Source organism: Kitasatospora sp. NPDC002227 (assembly GCF_040296285.1).
Lineage (GTDB): Bacteria > Actinomycetota > Actinomycetes > Streptomycetales > Streptomycetaceae > Kitasatospora.
The window spans coordinates 35,743-50,712 of the sequence record NZ_JBEOWY010000029.1 but is presented as its reverse complement, the minus strand read 5'-3'; the positions used below and the strand labels follow the sequence as shown (position 1 = coordinate 50,712).

Genomic DNA, 14,970 nt, shown 5'->3' with positions numbered 1-14,970 from the left:
ACCGACCAGACCCCCGGCGACGGAAATCCCGTTGCCACTACGACCGCCGCAACGGATGCTGACCTCATGTTCGAGCCAGTGATAGCGCCCAGTGCCAGCCTCCTCGGCCTCCTTCAGCGAGGCCGAGGTGACGGGCAGTTGCACGCGCTGGCCGCCGACCGCACCGAGGCGATCGCCGCGCTGGAGCAGTGCGTCACCAGCGACCCCAGGGTCGACTGGCAGTTGGAGAACCGCTCCCTCTACTACGCGCGCCTCTACATGGAGCTGGAGGCGCCGCTCAGTGGTCTGGAGCAGCACCTGCACGGCGTGGACGATGTGCTGGACACCGACGACAGCCGTACGGGTCTCACCCTCTCCGTCCTGGGCCACCTCGCCGCCTACGGCCGCCGCGACGCGCTCGACCTGCTGCGCGGGTACGTGGCCACCGGCAGCAACTGGGCCTGGGCCCTGGACGAGCTCGCCCTGCGTGACGACGACAAGTCGCTGCTCGCGCTGGCCCCCGCCGTGCTGGCGCACTTCCCCGCCGACGAAGCGGGCGAGGCCGAGCTGCGTGCCGCCATCCGCTCCGCGTACGAGCCCCGGCCCTGGCGGCTGTGGGCCGCCGAGCACCCCCGGATCGCCGCCGCGAGCGAGCAGTCCCCCTTCGACCTGTGGCAGCGCCAGCTGAACCGCCAGGGCGTCACCCCGGGCTGGAGCACGGCCGACGTGCTCGCCTGGGCCGACACCCCCGCACACAATCCGTTCGACACCGAGGGGGTGGCGCGCCGCGCCGCGGCCGCCGCCCGCTGCCTGGCCGCCGTGGTCCGCCCGGAGGACCGGCCCGCCCTCCTCGACACCGCCCGGGCCGGCGTGCCCGGCGCACGGCTGGCCGCCCTGCGCCACCTGCTCGACCAGCAGGACGAGGCCGTGGCCTGCCTCCTGGAGGCCGCGGCAGCTGACGTGGACCACAGGATCGTCACCGTCGCACTCGAGCTGGTCGGCCGGATGCGCGGCCCGGAGGCGCTGGCACACGCCCGCCGCTGGGCCGACCCGGCCACCGGCGGCGCCGACAGCGCCCTCGGCGAGGCCGCCGTACGCCTGCTGGCCGACACCGGCGAGCCCGCCGACGGGCCGCTGGTGGTCGCCGCGCTGCGCCGGTGGATCTCGGTGCACGGCGTCACCGGCGCCGGTCTCGGCAGCCTGGTCGACGGTGTGGGGCGGCTGGCCGCCGCCGGAGCCGTCCCCGCCCTGCGCCACATCTACGGCGAGGCCGCCTCCTCCGAGCTGCGCGGCCGGGCCGCCCAGGCCCTCGCCGCGGTGGACTCCTACTTCGCCCGGGGCATAGCCGTCGAGTGCCTCTGGGACTGCGAGGAGACCACCCGCGAGCTGGCCGCCCGCCACGTCACCACCACGGGGGACGTCCGCGTGCTGGAGCGGCTGCGCCGCCTGGCGGCCGATCCGGCCGAGGAGGCCGAGGTGCACGCCGCCGTACGGGGCCGCCTGACGGCCCGCGACCGGTCGGCGTGAGCTCGCGCAGCAGAGCTGGTGCGCCTGGGCTGGTGCAGCTGAGCTGATGCGCCTGGGCTCGCGCACCTGACAGAGGGCGGCGTCCGCCGGTGCATGGCGGGCCGAGGGGTGGGGCATGATGGGCCGGACACTGCCGATCTCTCGCCCTGGAGCGCCTGCCGCATGAACCGCTTCCGTACCGCCGCACGTCTCGCCACCCCGGCCGCCGCCCTGCTCGGCGCGCTCGCGCTGGCGGGCCCGGCGTTCGCCCACGTCGAGGTCGAGCCCGCGCAGGCCCAGGCACTGGCGGCGAACGTGGTGGTCGGCTTCAACGCCGAGGGCGAGTCGGACACGGCGGGTATCAACAAGATCCAGGTCGTCCTGCCCACGGGGCTCACCCCGGCGGACATCACCCTCGCCGAGGGCCCGCAGGGCTGGCAGCTGACCCCGGGCACCGACGGCTACACCCTCGCGGGCACCGCCCTCGCGCCGGGCAAGGCCGCCGAGTACAAGATCAAGATCAACCGGCTCCCGAACGCCAAGGAACTGGTCTTCAAGACCCTGGTCAACTACACCGACGGCCACGTGGACCGCTGGATCGACCTCTCCCAGGGCGGCGCGGAGCCGGCCCACCCGGCCCCCGTCCTCAAGCTCGCCCCCGCCTCGGCCGCCGACGCAGCCGCTGCGGCCGCCTCCGCCGCAGCCGCCGCCTCGGGCTCCGCCGCCTCGGCCTCGGCCGCCGCCTCCGCAGCTGCCTCCGCCGCCGCGGCCGCCTCCGCGACCCCGTCGGCCGCACCCTCCTCGGCGCCGGCCGCCGCCACCTCGAGCAAGTCCTCCTCGAACTCCACCCCGCTGGTGATCGGCATCGTGGCGGCCGCCGTGGTGGCCGTCGGCGGGATCCTCCTCTGGCGCCGCCGCAGCGCGAGCTGACGTCCGGCCCGGTGGCCACGGCCCGCCCGGCGGATGACGCCGGGCGGCCGCCCATCGAGGTGCGCGCCTTCCGGCCCTGCGACGCCAGCCGTTGGCGCCACCGTCCATGCGACCGGCCGGGCAGGCACCTTGGTTGAGGGGACGCCCGGGAGCGCGCGGCAGGACGGCCTGGCGTGAAAGCCACCCTGCTCGGCCACGCCGCGAACCCCGCCCTTCCTGCCGACCTCCTTGCCCGCCTGCTCGACACCGCGGACGAGGAGGTCCTTGGCGTACCGGCCCGGCGAGCCGACCTGGACGCTGCTCAGCTGTCGGCACTGGCGGCCCGTTCCACTGCCGCGGCAGTCTCCCTCGCCCACCCCAAACCGTCCGATCGCCGCGGCCAACCCGGCCCTGCCGGTGAGCGCGATGCGGGAGCTGCTGTCCTGAGCGGGCGTCAGGCGGGTCTGGCGGGAACACATATCGCGATATAGCGTGTTGGTTGCTGCGGCATCGGCTCGGTCGCGGGAAGATCTACGTCGACCTCAGGAGGGGAACCATGTCGGGAGAGATCGTGTCCGCCGGGACGGGCTCCGGCCCCGGATCGCAGCCCGCCCTGCGGGCCTCGCACGCGGACCGGGACAGGGTGGTCGACGTGCTGCGGGTGGCCGCGGGGGACGGCCGGCTGACCGCTGACGAGCTGGACGAGCGGGTGGAGGCCGCCCTCGCGGCCCGGACCCTCGGCGAGCTGGCCGGACTGACCGCCGATCTGCCGTCCGGGCCCGGCGCGCCGGTGGCCGCCGACGTCCTGCGGATCGACCAGCGGTTCGGCACGGTCGAGCGGGTGGGGCGCTGGGTGGTACCGCAGCGGATGGACCTGCGGGTGGAGTGGTGCGACGTGCTGCTCGACCTCAGCCAGGCCGTGCTCACGCGGGACACCCTGCGGATCGACCTGACCATGCGCGGCAAGAACCTCGTCCTGGTCGTCCCGCCGGGCGTCGTGGTCGACGCGGACGGTCTGCACCTGGAGTTCAGCAAGATCAAGAACCCGTACGTGCCGGGGCTCGACGCGCCGGCCCTGCTGCGGGTGGAGTTGGCGGGGCGGAAGAGCTTCGGCCGCGTCATCGTCCGGCAGCCGCGCAGCGGGCCGGTCGGCAAGTGGCTGGTCAGGTGACTCGGTCGTGACCGTCCGCCCGATGCCCGCTGCAGAAGTGCCGATCACGGTCGGGCTGGTGCGGCGCCTGCTCGCCGAGCAGCACCCGGACTTGGCCGGTCTGCCGGTCTCGGAGCCGGCCAACGGCTGGGACAACCTGGTGTGCCGCCTCGGCGACGACCTCCTGGTCCGGCTGCCCCGGCGCGCGGTGGCCGCCGAGTTCCTCATCCGGGAGCAGCGCTGGCTGCCCGAGCTGGCCGGGCGGCTGCCGCTGCCGGTGCCCGCACCGGTACGGACCGGGCACCCGACGGCGGAGTACCCGTGGCCGTGGAGCGTCGTCCCGTACTTCCCGGGCCGGGTCGCGGCGGAGCCCGACTTCACCGACCCCCACGCCGCGGCCGCCGAACTCGGCGCCTTCCTGGCCGCCCTGCACGTCCCGGCCCCGCCGGATGCGCCCGCCAACCCCTTCCGCGGCATCCCGCTGGCCGGCCGCGCCGAGGGCGTCCTCGCCGCCCTGCCCCACCTCGCCCCCGCCGACCGGGCCGTTGCGGTCCGCTGCTGGGACGCCGCCCTCGCCGCCCCCGCGTGGGCGGCCCCGCCCCGCTGGCTGCACGGCGACCTCCACCCGGCCAACCTCCTCACCCACCACGGCCGCCTGAGCGCCGTGATCGACTTCGGCGACCTCACCGCCGGCGACCCCGCGACCGACCTCGCCGTCGCCTGGATGCTCTTTTCCGCCGACCACCGCGCCACCCTCCGCCACTCCTACGCCCAGGCCGACGACGCCACCTGGACCCGCGCCCACGGCTGGGCCCTCGCCCTCGCCCTGGTCTTCCTGACCCACTCCGCCGACAACCCCCTGATGCACGGCATCGGCGAACGCACCCTCCGCGAGGTGCTGGACCAGCCGATCTCCTGAGCCGGCGCAGCTGCACGGGGAGCACCTTCGGGGTTGGCGCGAGGCCCCGGAAACCCACCTGCCCGGAGATCACCGCTCGTGGTCTACTGCCGGTCATGCCGCTGCTGATGCTGGACCTCGACAACACGCTGGTCGACCGCGACGCGGCCTTCCGCGACGCCGTCACGGCGTTCCTCGCCGAACACGGCCTGCCCGACACCGATCTCGCGTGGGTGATGACCGTGGACGCCGGCGGGTACACCGCTCGCCGCGCGGTCGCCGAGGCCATGGTCGACCGATTCGGGGGCCAGGTGCCTGCCGCTGCCGTCGGTGACCTGCTCGACCGTGGCGCCGCCGATCGCGTCAGGTTGACGGCCTCCTGCCGCGAGGCACTCGGCAGGGCCCGGGCCGGCGGTTGGACCTGCGTGATCGTCACCAATGGCACCAGCGTTCAACAGGAAGCCAAGATCCGCCAGACCGGACTCGACCGACTCGTCCAGGGCTGGGTGGTCTCGGAGGCGATCGGCTGCAAGAAGCCCGAACCGGAGATCTTCCACGCCGCAGCGGACCTCGCCGGCCTTCCGCTCACCGGGGCATGGGTGATCGGCGATTCACCGCATGCCGAAATCGCCGGTGCGAACGCACTCGGTCTTCGAAGCGTGTGGGTGTCGAACGGGCGGCCATGGGCTCAGGCCTCCTACCGGCCCACTCAGGTCGCCGAGGACGTGACCGTCGCGATCAATCAGGTGATCAGCACTTCGAGCTGAGACGCTCGCCCCGGTCGGCCGGCGCGATCGAGGCGCCGAGGCGTTAGCCGGCGGTGAAGGCGGCAGCAGCACGGGCCAGGTCGGGCGGGAGGCCTGTCAGGGCGGTGACGATCGTGCGGAGTTCTGCGGCGAGGTCAGGGTGGGTCTGCCGGAGGGCGGGGGAGCAGCGGAGGACGGCGGCGAGGAGGTCGCCGGGGTAGAGGTCGCCCTCGGTGAGGGGGTCGGTGCGGAGGAGGGCCAGGGCGAGGGGGAGGAGGTGGGGGAGGCCGATGCCCTGGTTGATCAGGAGGCGGAGGTCTTCGGGGGTGAGGTCGCGGAGCGGCTTGCGGCGCAGGGCGTGGGCGGTGAGGACCAGGCGGGTCGAGTCGGCGGGCGGGGCGGGCCAGGGGCCGCCGTCGAGGTCTTGGAGGGAGCGGGCGGGGCGCAAATCAGGAGTCCTGTCTCGGGGTGGGGCGGTAAGGTCCGGGCGGTGACCATGAATTCGCCGCGACCGCCGGCCACCGCAGCAGCTGCCGAGGACTTCCTGCGCAGCATCCACAACCGGATACCCGGGCGGCAGTCCGTCGGGGTCGAGAGGGCTCCCAGGGCGGACGGGACGACCAGCTACGCGGCGCTGGCCGACGAGGTGGCGGGGGCTCGGCGGGTGCTCGACCTCGGGTGTGCGGACGGTGCGTTGCTGGCGTTGCTCGCCGGGCGTGGTGCCGAGACGCTGGCCGGGGTCGACCTGTCCGCCGGGGAGTTGGAGCTGGCGCGGGCCCGGCCGGAGCTGGCCGGGGCGGAGCTGCGGGTGGGGCGGGCGCAGCAACTCCCGTTCGGGGACGGCAGCTTCGACGCAGTCGTGTCGCACATGGCGCTGATGCTGATGTCGGACGTCGACCAGGTCGCCGCCGAGGCGGCCCGGGTGCTCGTGCCGGGTGGCACCCTCGCCGTCGCGGTGGGCGGTGGAGCGGTCGAGGGTGAGGCCGTCGAGCTGTTCCTCACCCTCCTCCGGCCGTACCTCAAGGCGGCGCCCGCCGACCGGCACATGCCGCGCCTGGGCGACCGCCGGAGCCGTACCCGCGAGGGCCTCGACGAGCTCCTGGCCCCGGCCGGGTTCGGCCCGGTCGGTTGGCGGACCGTCACCATCGACCTGGGCGGCACGCCCGCGGAGCTGTGGCCGGCGCTGACCGTGTGCTTCTACGACATGACGGTGCTGGACGAGCGTCAGACCGCGGAGCTGAAGGCCGAGTTCCTGGCGAGCGCGGCCGGCCGCCAGGACGCGGACGGCAGGATCGCCGCAGGCATGCGGATCAACATCGCCACGGCGCGCTCCGCAGGGAGCTGACCAGGCAGGACGGGCGCATGCATGACGGACGCCCCTGGGCCGCCCTGACCGTCCTCGAACAGACGCTGCTGCGCCGTGCCCTTGAGCAGCTGTCCCTGGCCGGTGCCGTCCAGCACTACGCCACGGCCCTGCGCTGGTCCGGCGGCCCCGAGGCCCCGCTGCGCAGCTGGACCACCGAGGAGCAGCTGGAGCTGGCCCCGCAGGCCGCCGCCACGGCGCTCGCGCTGGCCGACCAGGGCCTGGTAACCGTCCGGGAGCGGCAGGGCTGGTCCGCGGCGGAGACCGACCCGGTGCTGCCCGGGGCGCGGCTGCGCGAGCTGCTCGCCGATCCGGCCGTCTGGCTCCGGGGACCGAAGGACGGCCACCGGTACCACCTCGCGGCCGGCGAGGCCGCTCGCGAGCGGTGGCTGGACGCGGTCTACCCCGTCGCGGAGCTCGCCGGGCTGCCCTCCTGGGACGAACTGAGCGTTCCGCAGCGTGAGGTGCTGGTCTGCGCCACCGAGGCGAGCGGCATGCTGACCGGGCCCTACGGCATCTGGGCGGATCTGCCGCCCGGCGTGGGCGAGGCCGAGCGGCTCGCCGTGGCGGACGAGCAGCTCGCGCCGCTGCTTCCGTTCGTCCGGGAGGGCTGGATCGAGGTCCAGCACCGGCCGGACGCCGACAGCGACGCCTTCACGGTCATCCCGCTCGAAGGACTCCGCACCGCCCTCGCCGACCCGGACGTCCGGTACGAGGGGGAGGACGCCGAGGAGTGGGGCGTCGGGGTCACCTGCTGCTTCACCTACGCCGGCCGGGCCGTCTGGCGGGCCGGGTGGAGTGGCGGGTGGGCCGGCCGGCTGACCGTCGACTGAGCTGCCTGCCGCGAGCCCGGCGGTTACGTTGGAGGGAGGGGGCGGCGCAGCACATCGGGCTGCTCGCCGGGCGGGCGCGGCCGTGACGCGACCTCGCCCTTCCGCCGGTGGTCCGGTGGCGGGAGGAGTGAGAGATGTCTGTGGCGGAACTGGACGAAGCGAAGCAGGAGGCGTTCGCGGGCCGGATGGTCCAGACGATCAACGACGCCTGCCTGGGGCTGATGGCGGGATTGGGCCACGAGACCGGGCTGTTCGACGTGATGGCGGGCCTGGAGCCGGCCACCAGCGCGGAGATCGCGCGGGCCGCCGGGCTGAACGAGCGGTACGTCCGGGAGTGGCTGGGCGCGATGGTGACGGGCGAGGTGGTCGACTACGAGCCGGTGCGCGGGACGTACGCGCTGCCGCCCGAGCACGCGGCCGCGCTCAGCCGCTCCGCCGGGCCGAACAACCTGGCGCGGATCATGCAGGACCTCAGCATGCTGGCGGAGGTCGAGCAGCAGGTCCTCGAGGCGTTCAGGACCGGGGCCGGGGTGCCGTACTCGGCGTACCCGCGCTTCCAGGCCATCCAGGCCGAGGAGTCGGGCGAGGTGTACGACCTCGCGCTGGTGGACGGGATCGTGCCGCTGGTGCCCGGTCTGGCGGACCGGCTGCGGGCGGGGATCGACGTGGTGGACATCGGCTGCGGCCAGGGCCACGCGATCAACGTGCTGGCCAGGGCCTTCCCGGCCTCCCGGCTGCTGGGCCTCGACCGGTCCGAGGAGGGGGTCGCCGCCGCGCGGGCGGAGGCGGCCGGGTGGGGGCTGACGAACGCGGACTTCCAGGTCGGGGACAGCGCGGAGCTCACCGGTGCCTACGACCTGATCACGGCCTTCGACGTCATCCACGACCTGGCCCGCCCGGCCGAGACGCTCGCCGCCGTGGCCGGTGCGCTGCGGGAGGACGGCGTCTTCCTGATGGCCGACATCTCGGCCTCGAGCCGGCTGGAGGAGAACATCGGCCACCCGCTCTGCCCGGCGCTCTACGTCTTCTCGACCTTCTACTGCATGAGCGTCTCGCTCAGCGAGGGCGGCGCGGGGCTGGGCACCGCATGGGGCGAGCAGACGGCCCTGCGGATGCTGGCGGAGGCGGGTTTCGGCAACGTCGAGGTCCAGCGGGTGGAGGGCGACATCATCAACGTGTACTACCTCGCGCGGCGCTGAACGTCCGTCCGGCCCAGCAGGGTGAAGCGCAGTGGCGTGCCCGGCCGGGCCTGGGCGGCGAGCGGCAGCGCGGCGGCGGGGACGACGCCGATGACGGGGTAGCCGCCGGTGGTGGGGTGGTCGGCGAGGAAGATCACCGGGTGGCCGTCGGGCGGGACTTGGACGGCGCCGAGCACCATGCCCTCGCTGGGCAGCTCGCCGGTGCGGGCCCGGGGGAGGGCCGGGCCCTCGGTGCGCAGCGCGATCCGGTTGCTCGCGGGGGAGATGCGGTAGCGGCCGCGGGCGAGCGCGGTGAACGCCGCCGGGGTGAACCAGTCGGCTCGCGGGCCGGGCCGCAGCGGCAGGAACAGTTCGGCCGGCGGGCCGGGGAGCGGGACGAGCTCGCCGCCGGGTGCGGGCGGCGGCGGGCCGACCGGGAGCCGGTCGCCGGTGCGCAGCGGGGAGGGTCCCAGGCCCGAGAGCAGGTCGGCCGACCTGCTGCCGAACACCTCCGGCACGGCGATCCCGCCGGCCACCGCCAGGTACGAGCGCACGCCGTGGGTCGCCGCCCCGATCTCCACCAGCTCGCCCGCGCCGACCGCCACCGCCGCGCCCCAGGCGGCGGGCCGGCCGCCGACCCGGACGGGGGCCGGTGCGCCCGTCACCGCGACCAGCAGCGGCGCCGAGGCCCGTAGGGCGACGCCGCCGAGCGTGGTCTCCAGCGCGGCGGCCCCGGGCGGGTTGCCGACGAGCCGGTTGGCGGCGGCCAGGGCGGGCCCGTCCAGCGCCCCGGCCCTGGGCACGCCGAGGTGGGCGACCCCGCGCCGCCCCTGGTCCTGCACCGTCGTCAGCGGCCCCGGCCGCTCCACCACCAGCTCCACGCCCGCCCCCTCAGCCCCGCTCCGCCGTGAACCTGACCCGCACCCCCGGCGTCAGCAGCGCCGCCGGCTCCCGCCGTTCGTCCCAGAGCGGCACCACGGTGCGGCCGAGGAGCTGCCAGCCGCCGGGGGAGGAGCGGGGGTAGACGCCGGTGTAGGGGCCGGCCAGCGCGACCGAACCGGCCGGGACGGAGCTGCGCGGGCTGTCCCGCCGGGGTACTTCGTAGCGCGGCGCCAGCCCGGTGAGGTACCCGAAGCCGGGGGCGAAGCCGCAGAACGCGACCCGGTACTCGGCCCCGGTGTGGATCCGGACGGCCGCCTCCGGCGACACGCCCCACAGCGCCGCGACCTCCGCGAGGTCCGGCCCGTCGTAGACGGTCGGCAGGGTGACCAGCGGCCCGTCGGCGGGCGGGTGCTCGGGCAGTTCCCAGCCGGCCAGCGCCCGGGCCAGCGCGGCGCGGTCGGCGACGCCGTCGAGCAGGACGGTCCGCGCGGCGGGTACGACCTCGGCGATCTCGGGCAGCTCCGCCCGCCGGTCGAGCAGCTGCGCGTAGAGCGCGGCGACCTGCTCGGCCGAGCCCAGCTCGACCAGCAGCGCGTCCTCCCCGACCGCCCGGAGCTCAGGCCCGTCCGCATCGGTCATACGAAGGCCTCGACCCGGACCCCGGCGGAGGCCAGCGCGCCCCGGACCCGCCAGGCCAGCTGGGCCGCGCCCGGGGTGTCGCCGTGGACACAGAGCGAACGGGCCTGGACGGAGACGAGTTCGCCGCCGACGGCCGTCACCTGGCTGTCCCGGGCCAGGCCGACCGCGCGGGCGATCACCGCCTCGGGGTCGTGCACGACGGCCTCGGGGTCACGGCGCGGGACGAGCGTGCCGGCCCAGGTGTAGGCGCGGTCGGCGAAGGCCTCGGTGACCACCGGCAGGCCGACGCCCTCGGCGACCATCAGCAGCCGCGAACCGGGCAGGCCGAGCACCGGCAGCGGGCCGTCGCAGACCGCCCCGGCGCGCAGCACGCCCGCGACGACGGCCTCGGCCTGCTCGGAGTCGCCGACCACCCGGTTGTAGAGGGCGCCGTGCGGCTTGACGTAGCTGACCCGGGAGCCGGCCGCGCGGGCGAAGACCTGCAGGGCGCCGATCTGGTAGGCGATCTCGTCGGCCAGCTCCTCGGGCGGCACGTCCATCGCGCGGCGGCCGAAGCCGGCCAGGTCGCGGTAGGAGACCTGGGCGCCGATCCGTACGCCGCGCTCGGCGGCCAGGGCGCAGACCCGGCGCATGGTGGACGGGTCCCCGGCGTGGAAGCCGCAGGCGACATTGGCGCTGGTCACCACGGAGAGCAGCGCTTCGTCGTCGGTCAGCGTCCAGCGCCCGAACCCCTCGCCGAGGTCCGCATTGAGATCGATCACCGCACCGGCCACGCCAGACCCGCCTCCCGCGCCACGCTCCTGGGGGTGATGGTAGGGCCTGCCCGCAGGTGCCCACGCCACTGACCCTGTGCGGAGCGCCTGCGGGCCCTCGCGCGCTCCCCCGACCGGCGGAACGTTTCTCGGCCCGGGTGGTGAGGAGCCGTCAGGCCGGGCCGGCCGCGAACCTGCTCGCGGCCTCCAGCCGCCGGATGGCCCGGAGCACGATCAGCAGCGGCACCGCGCCGACCACGCCGAACGACATGTCGACAAACCGCCAGTACAGCGGGATGCCGCGCAGCGGTCCGCAGATCAGCGCGAGCGGGATGATCCCGCCGCAGGCGAGCAGGGCCCAGCGGATCACCCAGACGTTGCGGACCGGTTCGCGCAGCGGCCCCCAGAAGGCGGTGGCGATCACCAGGTGGGCGAAGGCCAGCCAGTCGGTCCCGTACGCGAGGAAGGGGTAGCGCTCGTCGGTGCCGGCGATGCCGTCGCGCACGCGATCCGCCCAGGCGACGGCGGCGGGGAAGCGGTCGGCGAGGAAGGAGCCGTCCAGGGTGTCGGCCAGCCACTCGGTCTCGTGCTGGAGCGGGAAGGCCGTCAGGCCGCTGAGCACCAGGCAGACGATGAAGATCCAGAGCCAGCGGCGGACCGTCCGAAGGTCCACCTCGTCGCCGGCTGCTCGCTGTGCGCTCATGGCGCCGCCCCCATGTCGATATGTCGATCTGGCGGTGGAGGTGGGCCCTCGACCGCTTCGAGGGTGACTCTAGACGTAGAACTGAACGTGTTCAATATTGGCCCACCGCTGGGTGGCAACCGGGACGAGCAGGCTCGTTTCGGACCTTGACGGCGCGAACCTCTAATCTTGTCCACCGTGACCGCCATCGCTGACCATCCCCCAGCCGCCGGTGTGCCCCGGCCCGCGCCCGGCCCCGCCGCCGACGAGGGCCTGGCCCGGCGGCTCAAGGCGCTGGCCTGCACGGCGCCGCTGCACGATCTGGAGAACCGCAAGGTCAACCTGGCCGGCGAGTACTCCTCCTACGCGATGGCCGAGGTCGGCCTGGCCGTGATCGACCTGGTCACGCTCAACATGGACTTCGACACCGGGGCCGACCGCGAGATAGTGCTCGGCCGCCTGCTGCCGCGCGTCGCGGCGCAGAACCCCGGCCGGCCGAGCGCCGAGCACGAGCGGGTCGCCCGCTGGGTGCTCGAGTCGCTGATCAACGTCGGCAGCGTCGACCGCGGCTTCCGCGCCGTGTACGGCACCTTCGGGGCCGACGGCACGTACGTGCGCCGCGACTACGACTTCAAGCTGCTCGAGGAAGTCCCCGGCCCGGACGGCGGGGTCTACCTGCGCTCCACCGACGAAGCCGTCAACGTGCTGGTCGGCGCGCTGGACACCGACGTCACCTCTGCGCAGATCGCCGCCGAGGTCAAGCTGGAGGTGCTGATCCGGCGCGGCCGCCTGGCCGACGCCCAGCTCGCCGCCGAGCAGGCCCGCTACCGGACGGTCCAGTACGCCGAGACGCTGCGCCGCGCCCTGGAGGCGACCAGGCGCAACGTCCGCGCGGTCGACTGGATGCAGGCCATCCCCGACATGATCGACGAGGCGCTCGACCACATCGCCGACCGGTACCGGCACGAGAACGCGATCCTCACCAACATCCGCAAGGCCCGCGACGAAGCCGAGGACACGGAGCACAAGCGTCGCGCCGCCGAGCTGGTCGACATCGTCAAGGACTGCATCCGGCGGCACACCCAGCTGCAGACCCGGCTCCTGGAGGCCGGCCCGCTGTTCCGCGCCGAGCAGGACCGGCAGGCCTTCGCCGCACCCACCGCCCGCAGCGGGCTCGACCTCTACGGCCAGCTGCTCGCCCCCGTGCTCGGTCTGCCGATAGCGCAGGCCACCAGGCCGACCGACGCCTTCTTCGCCCAGGGCATCGGCCTGCGGACCCCGGTCTCCGTCCGGGTCGCCGACCTGGTCGACCTGCTGCTCACCCCGCCGGTCGAGCGCGAGCACCTCGGTGCCGAGCTGCCCGACCCCGACCTGGTCGCCACCCCGGACGACAGCCGCTTCTCGGAAGCCCAGCTGGAGGCCGCCCTGGAGCTGCTCGACCTCCCGGCCGACGCCCCCCGCCGCCTGTCCGGCCTGCTCGCCGAGGCCCGCCGCAGCGACCCGGAGCTGCCCTACCTGGTCGCCCTGCTCGCCGTCCACGCCGCCAGCCCGCCGGTCGGCACCGCCTACCGCCAGGGCGAGGAGCGCCTGCTCTTCGCCGTCGACGACGGCACCCGCCTCGACGACCCCGAGTTCGGCGGCGCCGACCTGATCGTGGGCAGCGCCCTTCTCGACGCGGTCGGGATGGCTGCAGAACGCACCGAGGGTAAGCCCAGGGGCGCGGGGAACGGCGCGGCCAACCCACTTGCCCCGCCGCGCTGAGGGCAGGTGAGCCGGTTGCAACTCCCCCAGGGGCGCGAGGCTCTGCTCGATCAACCGCGTGCGCGAGCGCGGAAGGCGCGGACCTGCTGCTTCCCGATTTCGCGCAGTTCCCCGCGCCCCTGGGGGAGTTGCAACTGATCCCTGGCGTTAGCCTGCGACTGGCGCCTCTTCCGACCTCGCGCAGTTCCCCGCGCCCCTGAATAGTGCAACTTAAGGAAGCCCTGTAGTGATGATCCACCCAGAGCCCGAGGCCGAGTCCGCCGCGCCGGCGGCTGCGCTGACGCCCGCCGATGTGGCGGATGCCGCGCGGCTGGTCTCCTTCGGGCTGCAGGCCAAGCTGCTGCCCGCGCGGGACGCGGAGTACGCGGAGCTGGTCCGCCGCCACCGCGAGGACCAGGGCTTCGCCCGCCTCGCGGATGCGGTGGCCACCGGGATGGGCCTGGTCGTCCTGGAGGTGTCGCCGCGGGCCGGGATGGCCGTGGCCGCCGCCGAGGACTCGGTGTTCGCCGTCCGGATGGGTGACTACTCGCGCCGGGCCGCGAGCGAGTCGACCGACCGGTTCCTGCACGGGCTGGCCCACCTCGCGGTGGCCGCGATGGCCTTCCCCCGCCCGGAGGACCTGGCCGACGACGGCTACCTGGGCCGGATCACCGTCAACGGCGTCGACGCCTTCGTCCGCCAGGCCTGCCGCCGCCTGGAGGAGCGGGCCGACGCCGAGGGCGCCAACACCGACCCGGCCAGCGACGCCCCCGGGCTGGAGGCGGCCTGGCGGGTCTGGGCCCGCCGCAGCGCGACCGGTGCCACCAAGGACGCCCGCCGCCTCTCCGGCTCGACCATCGGGATCGTCTCCAAGGCGGTGCTCTTCCTGGTCGACTCCGGCTTCCTGCAGAAGACCTCCGACGACGCCGGCGGCACCTACCGCACCACGGCCCGCTACCAGCTGCAGGTCCGCGACCTCGCGGGCAGCGCCGCGATGGGCGAGCTGCTCGACCTCGGCGTCGTCCCGGTCAGCGACGGCTCGGCCACCCTCCTCCCGGCCGACCACACCGAGGACCTGGTCGCCGACGCCGGCCTGCCGTTCCACTCGCTCTAGACCGGCCCGCCCGTCTCCCGTTCGAGCCAGGCCCGTTCCCACTGCCGGGTCAGGGCCGGGTAGACGACGAGGTGGCGGAAGGGCGCGATGGCGGCCATGTACAGCCGCCCGAAGCCGCCGTTGGGTCTGACGAGAACGGTCATCCGCAGCTCGTAGCCGCCGTCGGCGGACTCGACCCAGCCGAGGTGCATCAGGGTGTGCACGGTCTTGTTCGCCAGCTCGCGAACCGCCTCCCGGGGCAGCTCGTAGACCGGTTCGAGGGGCATCGCCTCGTCGTCGTGCCCGCGCGGAGCGTCCCGCAGGTCGGCGGGCAGGCGCTCGCGCAGCGACCCCACGCGGGTACCGACGCCCTGTGAGCGCTCGTCCCAGCCGAGCAGTGCGCCGAGCCTCCAGCGGACGGCGAACAGGAACCTCGCGGGTGCGGACTGCTCCGCGAGCCCGCCCGCGGTGCGCAGGGCCGCGAGCATCACGGGGAAGTCCCCGGGCCCGGCGCCGGGCGTGCGGAACGACCACACGTCCTCGACCAGGAAGTCGGCGGCGAATTCGTGGATGCGCCACGGTTGCCCGGTGTAAGCGGCCTCGGTCAGTCGTGCCATGGT

General features: G+C 74.8%; 17 protein-coding genes. 11 read left to right on the top strand and 6 right to left on the bottom strand.

Annotated elements, in window-relative coordinates; translation table 11 throughout:
- Nucleotides 1–66 precede the first annotated feature (66 nt).
- The 6 genes from ABT095_RS24160 to ABT095_RS24135 all read left to right on the top strand — a co-directional run bounded on the left by ABT095_RS24160 (nucleotide 67) and on the right by ABT095_RS24135 (nucleotide 5,209).
- Nucleotides 67–1,506 carry a HEAT repeat domain-containing protein gene (locus ABT095_RS24160; RefSeq protein ID WP_350531560.1) on the top strand — a complete coding sequence of 480 codons (1,440 nt, stop codon included), beginning with the start codon at nucleotides 67–69 and terminating at the stop codon, nucleotides 1,504–1,506.
- A 162-nt stretch (nucleotides 1,507–1,668) separates the two neighbouring features.
- Nucleotides 1,669–2,415, top strand: a complete 747-nt coding sequence (locus ABT095_RS24155; protein ID WP_350531559.1) for a DUF1775 domain-containing protein — start codon at nucleotides 1,669–1,671, stop codon at nucleotides 2,413–2,415.
- 173 nt (nucleotides 2,416–2,588) lie between these two features.
- A complete protein-coding gene (locus ABT095_RS24150) occupies nucleotides 2,589–2,885 on the top strand; it encodes a hypothetical protein (protein ID WP_350531558.1) in 297 nt (98 codons plus the stop codon).
- A 65-nt stretch (nucleotides 2,886–2,950) separates the two neighbouring features.
- A complete protein-coding gene (locus ABT095_RS24145) occupies nucleotides 2,951–3,565 on the top strand; it encodes a DUF1707 SHOCT-like domain-containing protein (protein WP_350531557.1) in 615 nt (204 codons plus the stop codon).
- Between the two features lie 22 nt (nucleotides 3,566–3,587).
- Complete coding sequence (locus ABT095_RS24140) at nucleotides 3,588–4,463, top strand: aminoglycoside phosphotransferase family protein (protein ID WP_350531556.1); 876 nt, start codon at nucleotides 3,588–3,590, stop codon at nucleotides 4,461–4,463.
- Between the two features lie 95 nt (nucleotides 4,464–4,558).
- A complete protein-coding gene (locus ABT095_RS24135; protein WP_350531555.1) occupies nucleotides 4,559–5,209 on the top strand; it encodes an HAD family hydrolase in 651 nt (216 codons plus the stop codon).
- Nucleotides 5,210–5,252: 43 nt separating this feature from the next.
- Here the strand turns inward: ABT095_RS24135 and ABT095_RS24130 are convergent, their stop codons facing one another.
- Nucleotides 5,253–5,636 (bottom strand): contact-dependent growth inhibition system immunity protein, encoded by a 384-nt coding sequence (locus tag ABT095_RS24130; protein ID WP_350531554.1) that lies wholly within the window; start codon nucleotides 5,634–5,636, stop codon nucleotides 5,253–5,255.
- Between the two features lie 48 nt (nucleotides 5,637–5,684).
- Here ABT095_RS24130 and ABT095_RS24125 point away from each other — a divergent pair, with 48 nt between their 5' ends.
- From ABT095_RS24125 to ABT095_RS24115, 3 genes are all read left to right on the top strand, one after another.
- Complete coding sequence (locus ABT095_RS24125) at nucleotides 5,685–6,533, top strand: class I SAM-dependent methyltransferase (protein WP_350531608.1); 849 nt, start codon at nucleotides 5,685–5,687, stop codon at nucleotides 6,531–6,533.
- Between the two features lie 17 nt (nucleotides 6,534–6,550).
- A complete protein-coding gene (locus ABT095_RS24120; protein ID WP_350531553.1) occupies nucleotides 6,551–7,384 on the top strand; it encodes a hypothetical protein in 834 nt (277 codons plus the stop codon).
- A 134-nt stretch (nucleotides 7,385–7,518) separates the two neighbouring features.
- Entirely contained in the window at nucleotides 7,519–8,583 is a 1,065-nt protein-coding gene (locus ABT095_RS24115; RefSeq protein ID WP_350531552.1) for a class I SAM-dependent methyltransferase, read from the top strand.
- On the opposite strand, the gene ABT095_RS24110 is transcribed toward ABT095_RS24115, so the two are convergent.
- The 4 genes from ABT095_RS24110 to ABT095_RS24095 all read right to left on the bottom strand — a co-directional run bounded on the left by ABT095_RS24110 (nucleotide 8,565) and on the right by ABT095_RS24095 (nucleotide 11,538).
- Entirely contained in the window at nucleotides 8,565–9,443 is an 879-nt protein-coding gene (locus ABT095_RS24110) for a 5-oxoprolinase subunit C family protein (RefSeq protein WP_350531551.1), read from the bottom strand. The genes ABT095_RS24115 and ABT095_RS24110 overlap by 19 nt on opposite strands.
- Nucleotides 9,444–9,453: 10 nt before the next feature.
- Complete coding sequence (pxpB, locus tag ABT095_RS24105; protein WP_350531550.1) at nucleotides 9,454–10,083, bottom strand: 5-oxoprolinase subunit PxpB; 630 nt, start codon at nucleotides 10,081–10,083, stop codon at nucleotides 9,454–9,456.
- On the bottom strand, nucleotides 10,080–10,856 hold the full coding sequence (locus ABT095_RS24100; protein WP_350531549.1) for a LamB/YcsF family protein: 777 nt from the start codon (nucleotides 10,854–10,856) through the stop codon (nucleotides 10,080–10,082). Before ABT095_RS24100 ends, pxpB begins: the two co-directional genes overlap by 4 nt.
- 151 nt (nucleotides 10,857–11,007) lie before the next feature.
- Entirely contained in the window at nucleotides 11,008–11,538 is a 531-nt protein-coding gene (locus ABT095_RS24095) for a hypothetical protein (RefSeq protein WP_350531548.1), read from the bottom strand.
- Nucleotides 11,539–11,715: 177 nt separating this feature from the next.
- Between ABT095_RS24095 and ABT095_RS24090 the strand changes: the two genes are divergently transcribed.
- Both ABT095_RS24090 and ABT095_RS24085 read left to right on the top strand, forming a co-directional pair.
- Nucleotides 11,716–13,278, top strand: a complete 1,563-nt coding sequence (locus tag ABT095_RS24090) for a hypothetical protein (RefSeq protein ID WP_350531547.1) — start codon at nucleotides 11,716–11,718, stop codon at nucleotides 13,276–13,278.
- 229 nt (nucleotides 13,279–13,507) lie between these two features.
- Nucleotides 13,508–14,371: a hypothetical protein gene (locus ABT095_RS24085; RefSeq protein ID WP_350531546.1), complete on the top strand. Its 864-nt coding sequence runs from the start codon at nucleotides 13,508–13,510 to the stop codon at nucleotides 14,369–14,371.
- Here ABT095_RS24085 and ABT095_RS24080 read toward each other — a convergent pair.
- Nucleotides 14,368–14,967, bottom strand: a complete 600-nt coding sequence (locus tag ABT095_RS24080; RefSeq protein WP_350531545.1) for a DUF2867 domain-containing protein — start codon at nucleotides 14,965–14,967, stop codon at nucleotides 14,368–14,370. The genes ABT095_RS24085 and ABT095_RS24080 overlap by 4 nt on opposite strands.
- Nucleotides 14,968–14,970: the final 3 nt, after the last annotated feature.

Bases quoted from the DNA above. Each gene is read 5' to 3' on its own strand.
- ABT095_RS24125 (WP_350531608.1), top strand. From the start codon at position 5,685: ATGAATTCGCCGCGACCGCCGGCCACCGCAGCAGCTGCCGAGGACTTC.
- ABT095_RS24115 (WP_350531552.1), top strand. From the start codon at position 7,519: ATGTCTGTGGCGGAACTGGACGAAGCGAAGCAGGAGGCGTTCGCGGGC.
- ABT095_RS24155 (WP_350531559.1), top strand. From the start codon at position 1,669: ATGAACCGCTTCCGTACCGCCGCACGTCTCGCCACCCCGGCCGCCGCC.
- ABT095_RS24140 (WP_350531556.1), top strand. From the start codon at position 3,588: ATGCCCGCTGCAGAAGTGCCGATCACGGTCGGGCTGGTGCGGCGCCTG.
- pxpB (WP_350531550.1), bottom strand. From the start codon at position 10,083: ATGACCGATGCGGACGGGCCTGAGCTCCGGGCGGTCGGGGAGGACGCG.
- ABT095_RS24135 (WP_350531555.1), top strand. From the start codon at position 4,559: ATGCCGCTGCTGATGCTGGACCTCGACAACACGCTGGTCGACCGCGAC.
- ABT095_RS24120 (WP_350531553.1), top strand. From the start codon at position 6,551: ATGCATGACGGACGCCCCTGGGCCGCCCTGACCGTCCTCGAACAGACG.
- ABT095_RS24085 (WP_350531546.1), top strand. From the start codon at position 13,508: ATGATCCACCCAGAGCCCGAGGCCGAGTCCGCCGCGCCGGCGGCTGCG.
- ABT095_RS24080 (WP_350531545.1), bottom strand. From the start codon at position 14,967: ATGGCACGACTGACCGAGGCCGCTTACACCGGGCAACCGTGGCGCATC.
- ABT095_RS24095 (WP_350531548.1), bottom strand. From the start codon at position 11,538: ATGAGCGCACAGCGAGCAGCCGGCGACGAGGTGGACCTTCGGACGGTC.
- ABT095_RS24160 (WP_350531560.1), top strand. From the start codon at position 67: ATGTTCGAGCCAGTGATAGCGCCCAGTGCCAGCCTCCTCGGCCTCCTT.
- ABT095_RS24145 (WP_350531557.1), top strand. From the start codon at position 2,951: ATGTCGGGAGAGATCGTGTCCGCCGGGACGGGCTCCGGCCCCGGATCG.